Consider the following 12,512-nt stretch of genomic DNA (forward strand, 5'->3'; position numbering starts at 1 on the left):
GCGTTAAACTGCGCGGGTTTTTAAGCCCCCCATTCCTCCGGAGCCTTCCATGTCCCGCGTTACCCTGAGTCGCTATTTGATTGAGCAGACCCGCAGCAACAACACTCCTGCCGATCTGCGCTTCCTGATCGAAGTGGTGGCGCGTGCTTGCAAGGAGATCAGCCACGCCGTTTCCAAAGGCGCCCTGGGCGGTGTTCTGGGCAGCATGGGCACTGAAAACGTCCAAGGCGAAGTGCAGAAGAAGCTCGACGTACTGTCCAACGAAATCCTGCTTGAAGCCAACGAATGGGGCGGTCACCTGGCCGGCATGGCGTCCGAAGAAATGGACAACGCCTACCAGATCCCGGGCAAATACCCGAAAGGCGCGTACCTGCTGGTATTCGACCCACTGGACGGTTCGTCGAACATCGATATCAACGCCCCGGTCGGCACAATCTTCTCGGTGCTGCGTTGCCCGAATGAATACCTGAGCCAGAACGAAGCGCTGAATGAAAAGGCCTTCCTGCAGCCAGGCACCCAGCAGGTTGCCGCCGGTTACGCCATCTACGGCCCTCAGACCATGTTGGTGCTGACCTTGGGCGACGGTGTGAAAGGCTTCACCCTGGACCGTGAAATGGGCAGCTTCGTCCTGACCCACGAAGACATCACCATTCCTGAAACCACCCAGGAATTCGCGATCAACGCATCCAACCAGCGTCACTGGGAAGCGCCTGTCCAACGTTACGTCAGCGAACTGCTGGCAGGTGACGCCGGTCCGCTGAAAAAGAACTACAACATGCGCTGGGTGGCCGCGATGGTCGCGGACGTGCACCGCATCCTGACCCGTGGCGGTCTGTTCATGTACCCGCGTGACAGCCGCGAGCCGTCCAAGCCGGGCAAACTGCGCCTGATGTACGAAGCCAATCCGATGTCGTTCCTCGTCGAACAAGCCGGCGGCGCCTCCACCGACGGCCACCAGCGCATCCTCGACATTCAGCCTGAAGGCCTGCACCAGCGTGTGGCGGTGTTCCTCGGCTCGAAAGAAGAAGTTGCACGCGTCACGGCTTACCACAAGGAATAAACCATGACCGCGCCCTGGCAGCCGTTGCTCGAATGGTGGTTCGGAAACGCTGAATCATCGAAGGAAGTGGCGGCACAGAAGGGCAAATTGTGGTTCGGCAAGCGTGACAGCCAGGACCTCGAAGCGCGTGAGCGTTTCGGGGGCCAGGTCGAGCAGGCACTGGCCGGCGGTTTGACCGAGTGGGCGCAACGCCCGGAAGGTTGGCTGGCTCTGGTGTTATTGCTCGATCAACTGCCGCGAATGATCTTTCGCGACTCTCCCAAGACTTATTCCGGTGATGCTCGGGCCCAGGCACTGGTAGCGCAAGGCATTGCGGCGGATTTCGATCGGCAGTTGCGACCGATTCAGCGGGTGTTTGTCTACCTGGTGTTCGAACACTGCGAAAACCTCGCGGTGCAGAACGAAGCGGTCTCACGCTATATGGATCTGGTGGCGCAGCAGCCGGAAGAAGACCGGGCGTTGTTTGCCGATTACCTGGATTACGCCGAGCAGCATCAGCAAGTGATCGCGCAGTTCGGACGGTTTCCGCATCGCAATGCGGTGTTGGGACGAGAATCTACAGCTGAGGAGTTGGCGTTTCTTTCGAAGCCCGGCTCAAGGTTCTGAATCTTCATTGCGGCTGATGCCGTTTTCGCGAGCAGGCTCGCTCCCACAGGGGATTTGTGAACAACACAGATCCAGTGTGGGAGCGAGCCTGCTCGCGAAGGGGCCGGTAAGAGCGCCTTAGATCCGGAAGCTACCCACCAACTGCTTCAACCGCGCCGCCTGCTGTTCCAGATCGGAGCACGCGCGCAGGGTGGCCTGCAGGTTTTCCACACCTTCCTGGTTCAACGTGTTGATCTCTGTGATGTCGACGTTGATCGATTCCACCACGGCCGTTTGTTCTTCCGTCGCCGTTGCCACCGATTGGTTCATGCCGTCGATCTCACCGATGCGCTGGGTCACGCTGCCCAGGCGTTCGCCGGCCTGATTGGCGATGCTCACGCTGCTTTCGCTATGGCGCTGGCTTTCGGTCATGGTACCCACCGCTTCACGAGCGCCGACTTGCAGTTCTTCGATCATCTTCTGCACTTGCTGCGCCGAATCCTGGGTGCGGTGAGCGAGGTTGCGCACTTCATCGGCAACGACTGCAAAACCTCGTCCGGCTTCACCGGCACGCGCGGCTTCGATCGCGGCATTGAGGGCCAGCAGGTTGGTCTGTTGGGAGATGCTGGTGATCACTTCCAGAATTTGCCCGATGTTGACGGTGTTGCTGTTGAGCGTCTCGATGTTGCCGCACGAATCGCTGATCTTCGCCGACAGCTGATGCATCGCGGAGATGGTTTTATCCACCACCTGCTGGCCTTCTTCGGCCAGCGAACGGGCATCGCTCGAATGCTGGGAGGCGAGGGCGGCGTTCTGGGCGATTTCCTGGGCGGCGGCGCCGAGCTGGTTGATCGCTGCGGCGACGCTGCTGGTGCGCGAAGCTTGCTGGTCGGAGTTGAACATCGACGAGTTGGATGCAGCCACGACTCGCAGCGCCACTTCGTTGACCTGGCCGGTGGCCGAGGACACCTCACGAATCGAAGTGTGAATCCGTTCGACGAAACGATTGAACGACAGCCCCAGTGCACCGAATTCGTCCTGACCGTGAATGGCCAGGCGTTTGGTCAGGTCACCTTCACCTTCGGCGATGTCATGCATGGCGCGGCCCATGATCAGCAACGGTTGCATCAGGAAGCTGATCAACATGCCCAGCAACGCGATGATGATCACCACCGCAATCACCATGGCAATGATCGCCGAGGTGCGGAATTCGCTGAGCATCGAGAAGGCGGTGTCCTGGTCGAGAACCAGCGCCACATACCAATCCGCCGACGGTACGCCGTTGACGTGGGTAAAGGAGATGAACTGCCGTTTGCCGTCGATCTCGACTTCTTTCATGCCAGGGCTGACCTTGGGTGCGCCGTTGGGGTAAGCGTCGGCCAGGTTTTTGAGTACCAGTTTGCTGTCGGGGTGGATCAGGATCTTGCCGTCTGCGCCGACGATGAAGGCATGACCGTGACCGCCGAAGTTCAGGGAGTTGATGATCGCGCTGACGCTGGACAGGTCGATGTCGGCGCCGGCGACGCCGATCATCTGGCCTTGCTGCTTCACTGGCGTGGCGACTGTGATCACCAGTTTGCCGGAGGACGCGGCAATGTACGGTTCGGTAACGATGGTCTGCTGTGCGCTGTTGGCTGCTTTGTACCAGCCACGGGCGCGCGGGTCGTAGTCCGCTGCGCGGTTGCCAGCCGGAATCGAGAACATCACGCCATCGGTGCCGCCGAAGTAGCTCAGCTGGAAGTTGCCGGTATAGGCGGGCAGGTCGATGGCGCGTTTGAGGTTAGCCTGGGCGCTGCCGTCCACGGCGATTTGCTGGGACAGCGATTGCAGCAACTGAATGCGGCTATCCAGCCAAGTCTGGATGTTGCTGGTGGTCAGGCTGCCGAGCTCCTGCATCGAGGCTTCGGTGCTGCTACGCAACGTCTGACGCTGGCGATAGTCGTTGAACAGGATGAAACAAGCGAATGCAACGGCCACCACGAGGGCAGCAGCCAACAGGATCTTGTGGCTGAACTTCATGTTTCTGGTCATTAAATGAGCTACCGCGGAAAGACTCGTCGACAAAGGGGGCAAATGCCTCGCAAGTGGGCATTGCGCTGCCCTGTATGTCGACTGAGCTGCGCCAAAGATTAGGCGTTTTTTGACGGAACCCGACGAAATGCCCGATAACGCTGCAAAGTGGTTGATTATTTGGCGCAAGGCAGACGAGCGGCCCTATAAATACACAGCAGGTGACGGAACCAGAAAGGAGTTTTCTCTTCTAAGGTTCTGCTTGGCAGCCATGCCAATCCCCTTTGCCCCTGGAGTTACACCATGTCGCTGCGATCCATCGCCTTGCTTTCGTTCTGCGTGTTGTTGGCTGCGTGCAGCAAGGTCAATCAGGAAAACTACTCGAAGCTCTCGTCCGGCATGGACAAGGCCGAGGTTGAAACCCTGCTGGGCAAACCCACCGATTGTTCAGGCGCGCTCGGCATGTCCAGTTGCACCTGGGGCGATAAGAACAGCTTTATCAGCGTGCAATATGCCGGTGACAAAGTGCTGATGTTTTCCGGCCAAGGCCTGAAGTAATCCGGGGCCGAGCGCCCACGGGAGAAAAATAATGAAGCGGTTGTTGATCATGCTTTTTGCCGGCCTGGTATTGGCCGGCTGTGCCACTTCTGGCCAGGATCCGTTGGCGCCCAAGACAGTCAATAGCGTCAATCTCAAGCGTTACCAGGGCACCTGGTATGAGTTGGCGCGTCTGCCGATGTATTTCCAGCGCAACTGCGCGCAATCCGAAGCTCACTACACGCTCAAGCCTGACGGCAATGTGGCGGTGCTCAATCGCTGCCTGACGCCGCAGTGGGAGTGGGAAGAGGTCAAGGGCACGGCCTATCCACAGGTGCCGGGCAAGACCGACAAATTGTGGGTGGAGTTCGATACCTGGTTTTCCAGGCTGATTCCGGGGGTTGCGAAGGGTGAATACTGGGTGTTGTACGTCAGCGATGACTACAAAACTGCCATTGTCGGCGACCCTGGCCGTCGTTACCTGTGGCTGCTGTCGCGCACCCCAACCGTCAACGGTGTGGTGCGTGAAGAGTTGTTGAGCAAGGCGCGTCAGCAGGGTTACGACACCACGCGGCTGATCTGGCGGGCGTCGGATACGCAGATGGCCAAGACCTCGAAGTAACCGCCGCCAAAGAACAAAACTGTGGGAGCGAGCCTGCTCGCGAAAGCGGTCTGCCAGTCAACATTTCTGTTGAATATGACGACCTCTTCGCGAGCAGGCTCGCTCCCACATTTCGTTTTGCGTTAACCCAGGAGGTCGCGCAGGACTTGGGTGAAGGCCCGGTTACTCTCTTCTTCGCCAGCATGGCGCCCGTCACGCACAACCCACTGACCATTGACCAGCACGTCCCGCACCTGACGATCGCCCCCGGCAAACAGCCACCGATTCACAATCCCGTCGCCGCTCGCTGTCGCCAGGTACGGATCGTTACCATCCAGCACCAACCAGTCTGCACGCTTGCCAACCTCCAGCGCGCCAATCGGTTGACCCAACGCTTGCGCGCCGCCATCGAGTGCCGCGTCGTACAGCGTGCGGCCAACCATCGGCTGCTCCGCCCCATACAACCGGTTGCGCCGCTGATCGCGCAGGCGCTGGCCATATTCCAGCCAGCGCAGTTCTTCCACCACGCTCAGTGACACATGGCTGTCGGAGCCAATGCCCATGCGTCCGCCCTGTGCGAGGAAGTCCACCGCCGGGAAAATCCCGTCGCCCAGATTCGCTTCGGTGGTCAGGCACAGGCCGGCGATGGCGCGACTCCTGGCCATCAGCGTGACTTCTTCCGGGTTGGCGTGGGTGGCGTGAACCAGGCACCAACGCTGATCAACCTCGATGTTTTCATACAGCCATTGCAGCGGACGACGGCCACTCCAGCTCAGGCAGTCGTCGACTTCCTTCTGCTGTTCGGCGATGTGAATGTGTACTGGGCACTGCTTGTCGCTGGCCGCCAATACTTCACTGATCTGCTGAGGCGTTACTGCGCGCAACGAGTGGAAACACAATCCCAGCGATTGCGCCGGTTGCTGCGCCAGGATCGGCTGCAAGCGTGATTGCAGCTTCAGGTAGTTTTCGGTGCTGTTGATAAAGCGGCGCTGGCCGTCGTTTGGAGTCTGACCACCGAAACCGGAGTGGCTGTAGAGCACCGGCAGCAGCGTCAGGCCGATACCGGCAGAACTGGCCGCCTGGCTGATACGCAACGCCAGTTCGGCAGGGTCCTTATAGGGTTGGCCGCTGGTGTCATGGTGCACATAGTGGAATTCCGCGACCGAGGTATAACCGGCCTTGAGCATTTCGATGTACAGCTGACGTGCGATAACGCCAAGTTGTTCCGGACTGATTTTTCCGACGAGGCGATACATCAAATCGCGCCAGGTCCAGAAACTGTCGTTCGGATTGCCCGCCACTTCCGCAAGCCCGGCCATGGCCCTCTGAAAGGCGTGGGAGTGCAGATTCGGCATGCCCGGCAGTAGCGGACCGCTCAACCGCTCGGCGTCATCTGCATGGGAATCGGCCTGGATATGGGTCAGGACGCCATCGGCGCTGACCTCAAGACGTACATTGTTGGCCCATCCACTAGGCAGCAGCGCGCGTTCGGCAAAGAAGGCGGACATGGTTCAGCACCCCATCGTGTGTTATTTGTATATACATATACAGACGTTTGCCTGCCCGGTAAACTCCGGCAAGCTAGCAATCTTTCTTCAACGAACAGGGATCCACCGTGCCGACTCCGCCTCCAGTCTCTCCGTTGGCCGCGAACATGGGCGACAGTCCGGCGCCCTTGTACGCCCGCGTCAAACAAATGATCACTCAGCAAATCGACAGTGGAAACTGGCCACCGCACTACCGCGTTCCGTCGGAAAGCGAGCTGGTCAGCCAGTTGGGCTTCAGCCGCATGACCATCAACCGCGCCCTGCGCGAGATGACCGCCGATGGCCTGTTGGTGCGCATGCAAGGCGTCGGTACGTTCGTCGCCGAGCCAAAAAGCCAGTCCGCTCTGTTTGAAGTGCACAACATCGCCGACGAAATCGCCTCTCGTGGTCACCGCCACACGTGCAAGGTCATCACGCTTGAAGAAGAGGCCGCGGGTTCCGAGCGCGCCCTGGCCCTGGATATGCGCGAAGGGCAGAAAGTCTTCCACTCGCTGATCGTGCATTTCGAAAACGACATCCCGGTGCAAATCGAAGACCGTTTCGTCAACGCACTGGTGGCGCCGGAATACTTAAAGCAGGACTTCACCCTGCAAACGCCTTATGCCTACCTGAATCAGGTTGCGCCATTGACCGAAGGTGAGCATGTGGTCGAGGCGATACTGGCCGAGCCATCCGAATGCAAGTTGCTGCAGATTGAAAAGGGCGAGCCGTGCCTGCTGATCCGTCGGCGCACATGGTCCGGCCGCCAGCCGGTGACCGCCGCCCGTTTGATCCACCCCGGTTCCCGTCATCGTCTGGAAGGTCGTTTTCATAAATAGAGAGCAGTAAATGAGTAACTTGAAGGTTCTACGCGCGGTCGATTACCCGCGCATGCCGTGGAAAAACGGCGGCGGCAGTACCGAAGAAATCACCCGTGACGCCGGCACCGGCCTGGACGGCTTCGGTTGGCGCCTCTCGATTGCCGACATCTGCGAATCGGGCGGATTTTCCACCTTCGCCGGTTATGAGCGAATCATCACCGTACTGCAGGGCGACGGCATGACCTTGTCGGTTGACGGTCAGGTGACGCGGCCGTTGTTGCCCATCGATCCGTTTGCCTTCAGCGGTGAGAGCCAGGTGTCCTGCACATTGCTCGGCGGACCGATTCGCGATTTCAACCTGATTTATGCGCCGCAGCGTTACAGCACACGGTTGCAATGGTTGAGCGGTGAGCAGCGGTTTTTCAGTGAGGCGGGGACCGTACTGGTGTTCAGCGTCAGCGATGCGCTGGAGGTGAAGGTCGGTAACAGTGCTTCGCAACTGGGTCGTCATGATTGTCTGCAACTGGTGGGTAACACCGGGTTGCTGGAAGTCTCCAGCAACGGTGCCTGTTGTGTGATCGAACTCACCGCACGCTGATCCAAGACTCAAGTGACACGATGCTTTCCGACACACACACACGTTCCCGAAAGCGCACCACTTTGTTACCGAACGCCCCAGCGTGGCGCAAAAACACGCTCAAGTAACAGCCCTGCCTTCCATCAATAAAGCCCCTCGAAAAATTTCATCCGCGCCGGAGCCCCTGATCCAGGCGCTCTCCAGCCGTGCGCGTGGTTTTTCTTGAGTGGCCATCCAACAAGTTGGCCGCCTGATTGCATATGCTTGTATGTACAAGTAAAGACGTATGCGTATGAGTCGATCGAGACTCCCCGCAACGTCCACTGATTCGCTTGTTGCGCTTTGACGCGCACAGGCTGGCTTACCCACCGCCAGGGTTGGTTTGGATTGATCGCTGAGGAGTCTTTTTCGTGACTGACAACAAAATTACCACCGCCTCTGTAACAAAGCGTCGTGACGTTGAAATCCGTGCCTCGCGCGGCAACAAGCTGACCGCCAAAAGCTGGCTGACCGAAGCGCCGCTGCGCATGCTGATGAACAACCTCGACCCGGAAGTCGCCGAGAATCCTAAAGAACTGGTGGTTTACGGTGGTATTGGTCGTGCGGCGCGTAACTGGGAATGCTACGACAAGATCGTTGAAAGCCTGACCAATCTGAACGACGACGAGACCCTGCTGGTGCAATCCGGCAAGCCGGTCGGCGTGTTCAAGACCCACAGCAACGCCCCGCGCGTACTGATCGCCAACTCCAACCTGGTGCCACACTGGGCGAGTTGGGAACACTTCAACGAACTCGACGCCAAAGGCCTGGCCATGTACGGCCAGATGACCGCCGGCAGCTGGATCTACATCGGCAGCCAGGGCATCGTCCAGGGCACCTACGAAACCTTCGTCGAAGCCGGTCGCCAGCACTACAACGATGACCTGAAAGGCAAGTGGGTCCTGACCGCTGGCCTGGGTGGCATGGGCGGTGCCCAACCTCTGGCCGCGACACTGGCCGGCGCTTGCTCACTGAACATCGAATGCCAGCAGGTGAGCATCGATTTCCGCCTGAAAACCCGCTACGTCGACGAGCAAGCCAAAGACCTCGACGATGCCCTGGCGCGTATCGCCAAGTACACCGCCGAAGGCAAGGCGATTTCTATCGCGCTGTGCGGCAACGCAGCTGAAATCCTCCCGGAAATGGTCCGTCGCGGCGTGCGTCCGGACATGGTCACTGACCAGACCAGCGCCCACGACCCGCTCAACGGCTACCTGCCGGCCGGCTGGACCTGGGACGAATATCGCGCTCGCGCCAAAACCGAGCCGGCTGCTGTTGTGAAAGCCGCCAAGCAATCGATGGCCGTACACGTTAAAGCGATGTTGGATTTCCAGAAAATGGGCGTTCCAACCTTCGACTACGGCAACAACATCCGTCAGATGGCGCAAGAAGAAGGCGTGGAAAACGCATTCGACTTCCCGGGCTTCGTACCGGCCTACATCCGTCCGCTGTTCTGCCGTGGTATCGGCCCGTTCCGTTGGGCTGCACTGTCGGGCAACGCTGAAGACATCTACAAGACCGACGCCAAGGTCAAGGAGCTGATCCCGGACGACGCCCACCTGCACAACTGGCTGGACATGGCGCGCGAGCGCATCAGCTTCCAGGGTCTGCCGGCGCGTATCTGCTGGGTTGGCCTGGGCCTGCGCGCCAAGCTCGGTCTGGCATTCAACGAGATGGTGCGTAGCGGCGAATTGTCCGCTCCAATCGTGATCGGTCGCGACCACCTGGATTCCGGTTCCGTTGCCAGCCCGAACCGCGAAACCGAATCGATGCAGGACGGCTCCGATGCCGTGTCCGACTGGCCATTGCTCAACGCCCTGCTCAATACCGCGAGCGGTGCGACCTGGGTTTCCCTGCACCACGGCGGCGGCGTCGGCATGGGTTTCTCCCAGCACTCGGGCATGGTGATCGTCTGCGACGGTACAGACGAAGCGGCCGAGCGTATCGCTCGCGTACTGCACAACGACCCGGCGACCGGCGTCATGCGTCACGCCGATGCCGGTTACCAGATCGCGATCGACTGCGCCAGGGAACAAGGGCTGAACCTGCCGATGATTACCGGCAAATAACTCTGGAAATCAGGGGGCTTTATGTGGGAACGAGCCTGCTCGCGAATGCGGCATGTCAGCAAACATAGATGTTGAATGTGCTGGCCTCTTCGCGAGCAGTCTCGCTCCCACAGGAGCCAAACCAAAAATAATCGGTAAACCCAGAATAACAATCCACAGAGGTTGAACCATGGCTGTTAACAGCGAGCGTGCAGGCAGCAAACCGTTGATCGAGACGCGATCGATCGACTACATCCCGGAAGCGGAAAGACACGGTCGTCTGTTTAGCCAGTTCACCCTGTGGATGGGTGCCAACCTGCAAATCACAGCGATTGTCACCGGGGCCCTGGCCGTGGTGTTGGGCGGTGACGTGTTCTGGTCGTTGATCGGTTTGCTGATCGGTCAGGTGCTCGGCGGCGGCGTCATGGCGTTGCATGCGGCGCAAGGACCCAAGCTTGGCCTGCCGCAGATGATCTCCAGCCGGGTACAGTTCGGCGTTTATGGCGCGGCCATCCCGATCGTGCTGGTCTGCCTGATGTACCTCGGATTCACCGCGACGGGCACCGTGCTGTCCGGTCAGGCGTTGGGTCAATTATTCGGGGTCAGCGACAGCGTCGGTATCCTGATCTTCGCCAGTGTCATCGTGCTGGTCACGGTGCTCGGTTATCGGGTGATCCATTGGATTGGCCGTGTTGCCAGCGTCATTGGTGTGATTGCCTTCGTTTACCTGTTCAGCCGTCTGATGAGCCAGACCGATATTGACGCGCTGCTGCAAATCCGTCACTTCAGCTGGAGCAGCTTCCTGCTGGCGGTGTCGCTCGCGGCGTCCTGGCAGATCGCCTTCGGCCCTTATGTGGCTGACTATTCACGCTACCTGCCGAGCAAAACGTCCTCGGTGAAAACCTTTTTTGCCGCGGGTGCGGGTTCGGTCATCGGCGCACAAGTGGCGATGATCCTCGGTGTGTTTGCCGCCGCTTCGGCCAATGGCCAATACGCCGGCCATGAAGTGGCCTACATCGTTGGTTTTGCCGGCAGTGGTGCCACCGCTGCGCTGCTGTACTTCAGTATCGCATTCGGCAAGGTCACCATTTCCACGCTGAACTCCTACGGCAGCTTCATGTGTATTGCGACCATCATCAGCGGTTTCCGTGGTGACCTGAAGGTCACGCGCTTGCAGCGTCTGGTGTTCGTGCTGGTCATCGTTGGTGCGGCGACCCTGATGGCGTTGCTCGGCCAGCACTCGTTCCTCGGTGCGTTCAAGTCCTTCATCCTGTTCTTGCTGGCGTTCTTTACGCCCTGGAGCGCGATCAACCTGGTGGATTACTACTGCATTACCCGCGAGCGCTATGACGTGCCGGCGCTGGCCGATCCGAACGGTCGCTACGGCCGTTGGAACGCCCTCGGTATCAGCGTCTATGTGTTCGGTGTGCTGGTGCAGCTGCCGTTCATCGCCACCAAGTTCTATACCGGACCGCTGGTGGAAGCATTGGGGGGGGTGGATATTTCCTGGATCATCGGTCTGGTGCTTCCCGCAGCGCTGTATTACGTGTGTGCGAAAAAATGGCACGGCACGGTACCCGATAAGCTGATCCTGCCGGTCGAGCAGGGCAGCGTTGTACAACCAGAAACAAGCGGGGCCGGTCGCGCTGCGGCGCAGGCCTGATTGGACGTGGACAGGGCTGGATGCCTCTTGACTGCCGTAAGCCAATTCATGATTAGGAGCGTCACACAATGAAATCGAACAAGACCCTGCTGACCACATTGCTTTCCCTGGGCCTGCTGGCCAGCGCCGGCGCCACTCAGGCGGCGGGTTGGTGCGAGTCGGGCAAACCGGTGAAATTCGCCGGCCTGAACTGGGAAAGCGCCATGCTGCTGACCGACGTGATGCAAGTCGTGTTGGAGAAGGGCTACGACTGCAAGACTGACAGCCTGCCGGGCAACTCCATCACCATGGAAAACGCCTTGAGCAGCAATGACATCCAGGTCTTCGCCGAAGAGTGGGTGGGCCGCAGCGAGGTCTGGAACAAGGCCGAGAAGGCCGGCAAGGTCGTCGGCGTCGGTGCTCCAGTCGTCGGTGCTGTAGAAGGCTGGTACGTGCCGCGCTACGTGATCGAAGGCGACGCCAAGCGCAAACTGGAAGCCAAGGCGCCGGACCTGAAAAACATTGCCGATCTGGCCAAGTATTCGGCGGTGTTCAAGGACGCCGAAGAACCTTCCAAAGGCCGCTTCTACAACTGCCCGGCCGGTTGGACCTGTGAGCTCGACAACAGCGAAATGCTGAAAAGCTACGGTCTGGAAAGCTCCTACACCAACTTCCGCCCAGGCACCGGCCCGGCGCTGGATGCCGCCGTGCTGTCGAGCTACAAGCGTGGCGAGCCGATCCTGTTCTACTACTGGTCGCCAACGCCGCTGATGGGCCAGGTCGACGTAGTGAAGCTCGAAGAGAAACCCGGCGTGAACAAGACCGTGACCATCAAGGTCGGCCTGTCCAAAACGTTCCACGAACAAGCGCCGGAGCTGGTGGCCGTGCTGGAAAAGGTCAACGTTCCAATCGACCTGCTGAACCAGAACCTGGGTCGCATGAGCAAAGAGCGTATCGAGTCGCCAAAACTGGCCAAGATCTTCCTGAAGGAACATCCTGAAGTCTGGCACGCGTGGGTGAGCGAAGACGCAGCCAAGAAAATCGACGCGGCCTTGTAGGTTGAGCC

General features: G+C 59.4%; 11 protein-coding genes and 1 pseudogene. 9 read left to right on the forward strand and 3 right to left on the reverse strand.

Annotation, left to right across the window (positions count from 1 at the left end; genetic code table 11):
* Positions 1 to 49 precede the first annotated feature (49 nt).
* Together AC07ZE_RS02280 and AC07ZE_RS02285 are read left to right on the forward strand one after the other, a co-directional pair.
* Positions 50 to 1,060 carry a class 1 fructose-bisphosphatase gene (locus AC07ZE_RS02280; protein WP_207260692.1) on the forward strand — a complete coding sequence of 337 codons (1,011 nt, stop codon included), beginning with the start codon at positions 50 to 52 and terminating at the stop codon, positions 1,058 to 1,060.
* A 3-nt stretch (positions 1,061 to 1,063) separates the two neighbouring features.
* Positions 1,064 to 1,666: a DUF924 family protein gene (locus AC07ZE_RS02285; RefSeq protein WP_207260696.1), complete on the forward strand. Its 603-nt coding sequence runs from the start codon at positions 1,064 to 1,066 to the stop codon at positions 1,664 to 1,666.
* A 117-nt stretch (positions 1,667 to 1,783) separates the two neighbouring features.
* On the opposite strand, the gene AC07ZE_RS02290 is transcribed toward AC07ZE_RS02285, so the two are convergent.
* A complete protein-coding gene (locus tag AC07ZE_RS02290) occupies positions 1,784 to 2,548 on the reverse strand; it encodes a methyl-accepting chemotaxis protein (protein ID WP_404940879.1) in 765 nt (254 codons plus the stop codon).
* Positions 2,549 to 2,641: 93 nt separating this feature from the next.
* A pseudogene (locus AC07ZE_RS02295) lies at positions 2,642 to 3,676 on the reverse strand (HAMP domain-containing protein); the annotation flags it as partial.
* A gap of 282 nt (positions 3,677 to 3,958) precedes the next feature.
* On the opposite strand from AC07ZE_RS02295, the gene AC07ZE_RS02300 reads away from it, so the two are divergent.
* Positions 3,959 to 4,213 (forward strand): hypothetical protein, encoded by a 255-nt coding sequence (locus tag AC07ZE_RS02300; protein WP_207260701.1) that lies wholly within the window; start codon positions 3,959 to 3,961, stop codon positions 4,211 to 4,213.
* Positions 4,214 to 4,244: 31 nt separating this feature from the next.
* A complete protein-coding gene (locus AC07ZE_RS02305; protein ID WP_207260704.1) occupies positions 4,245 to 4,814 on the forward strand; it encodes a lipocalin family protein in 570 nt (189 codons plus the stop codon).
* Positions 4,815 to 4,936: 122 nt separating this feature from the next.
* On the opposite strand, the gene AC07ZE_RS02310 is transcribed toward AC07ZE_RS02305, so the two are convergent.
* The gene (locus AC07ZE_RS02310; protein ID WP_207260707.1) at positions 4,937 to 6,301 is read right to left on the reverse strand and encodes a formimidoylglutamate deiminase; all 1,365 of its coding nucleotides are present in this window, start codon (positions 6,299 to 6,301) and stop codon (positions 4,937 to 4,939) included.
* 146 nt (positions 6,302 to 6,447) lie between these two features.
* Here AC07ZE_RS02310 and hutC point away from each other — a divergent pair, with 146 nt between their 5' ends.
* From hutC to AC07ZE_RS02335, 5 genes are all read left to right on the forward strand, one after another.
* Positions 6,448 to 7,158, forward strand: coding sequence for a histidine utilization transcriptional repressor HutC (gene hutC, locus AC07ZE_RS02315; RefSeq protein WP_170948611.1), 711 nt, complete (start codon positions 6,448 to 6,450; stop codon positions 7,156 to 7,158).
* A 10-nt stretch (positions 7,159 to 7,168) separates the two neighbouring features.
* Complete coding sequence (locus tag AC07ZE_RS02320; RefSeq protein WP_207260710.1) at positions 7,169 to 7,738, forward strand: HutD/Ves family protein; 570 nt, start codon at positions 7,169 to 7,171, stop codon at positions 7,736 to 7,738.
* 404 nt (positions 7,739 to 8,142) lie between these two features.
* Positions 8,143 to 9,825 carry a urocanate hydratase gene (gene hutU / locus AC07ZE_RS02325; RefSeq protein WP_207267748.1) on the forward strand — a complete coding sequence of 561 codons (1,683 nt, stop codon included), beginning with the start codon at positions 8,143 to 8,145 and terminating at the stop codon, positions 9,823 to 9,825.
* Positions 9,826 to 9,994: 169 nt separating this feature from the next.
* A complete protein-coding gene (locus AC07ZE_RS02330) occupies positions 9,995 to 11,467 on the forward strand; it encodes a purine-cytosine permease family protein (RefSeq protein ID WP_207260712.1) in 1,473 nt (490 codons plus the stop codon).
* A 68-nt stretch (positions 11,468 to 11,535) separates the two neighbouring features.
* Positions 11,536 to 12,504: an ABC transporter substrate-binding protein gene (locus AC07ZE_RS02335; protein WP_207260727.1), complete on the forward strand. Its 969-nt coding sequence runs from the start codon at positions 11,536 to 11,538 to the stop codon at positions 12,502 to 12,504.
* The last annotated feature ends 8 nt before the right edge of the window (positions 12,505 to 12,512 follow it).

It is taken from the genome of Pseudomonas sp. GW101-3H06 (assembly GCF_059424605.1).

Bases quoted from the DNA above. Each gene is read 5' to 3' on its own strand.
- AC07ZE_RS02280 (WP_207260692.1), top strand. From the start codon at position 50: ATGTCCCGCGTTACCCTGAGTCGCTATTTGATTGAGCAGACCCGCAGC.
- AC07ZE_RS02285 (WP_207260696.1), top strand. From the start codon at position 1,064: ATGACCGCGCCCTGGCAGCCGTTGCTCGAATGGTGGTTCGGAAACGCT.
- AC07ZE_RS02290 (WP_404940879.1), bottom strand. From the start codon at position 2,548: ATGTTCAACTCCGACCAGCAAGCTTCGCGCACCAGCAGCGTCGCCGCA.
- AC07ZE_RS02300 (WP_207260701.1), top strand. From the start codon at position 3,959: ATGTCGCTGCGATCCATCGCCTTGCTTTCGTTCTGCGTGTTGTTGGCT.
- AC07ZE_RS02305 (WP_207260704.1), top strand. From the start codon at position 4,245: ATGAAGCGGTTGTTGATCATGCTTTTTGCCGGCCTGGTATTGGCCGGC.
- AC07ZE_RS02310 (WP_207260707.1), bottom strand. From the start codon at position 6,301: ATGTCCGCCTTCTTTGCCGAACGCGCGCTGCTGCCTAGTGGATGGGCC.
- hutC (WP_170948611.1), top strand. From the start codon at position 6,448: ATGGGCGACAGTCCGGCGCCCTTGTACGCCCGCGTCAAACAAATGATC.
- AC07ZE_RS02320 (WP_207260710.1), top strand. From the start codon at position 7,169: ATGAGTAACTTGAAGGTTCTACGCGCGGTCGATTACCCGCGCATGCCG.
- AC07ZE_RS02330 (WP_207260712.1), top strand. From the start codon at position 9,995: ATGGCTGTTAACAGCGAGCGTGCAGGCAGCAAACCGTTGATCGAGACG.
- AC07ZE_RS02335 (WP_207260727.1), top strand. From the start codon at position 11,536: ATGAAATCGAACAAGACCCTGCTGACCACATTGCTTTCCCTGGGCCTG.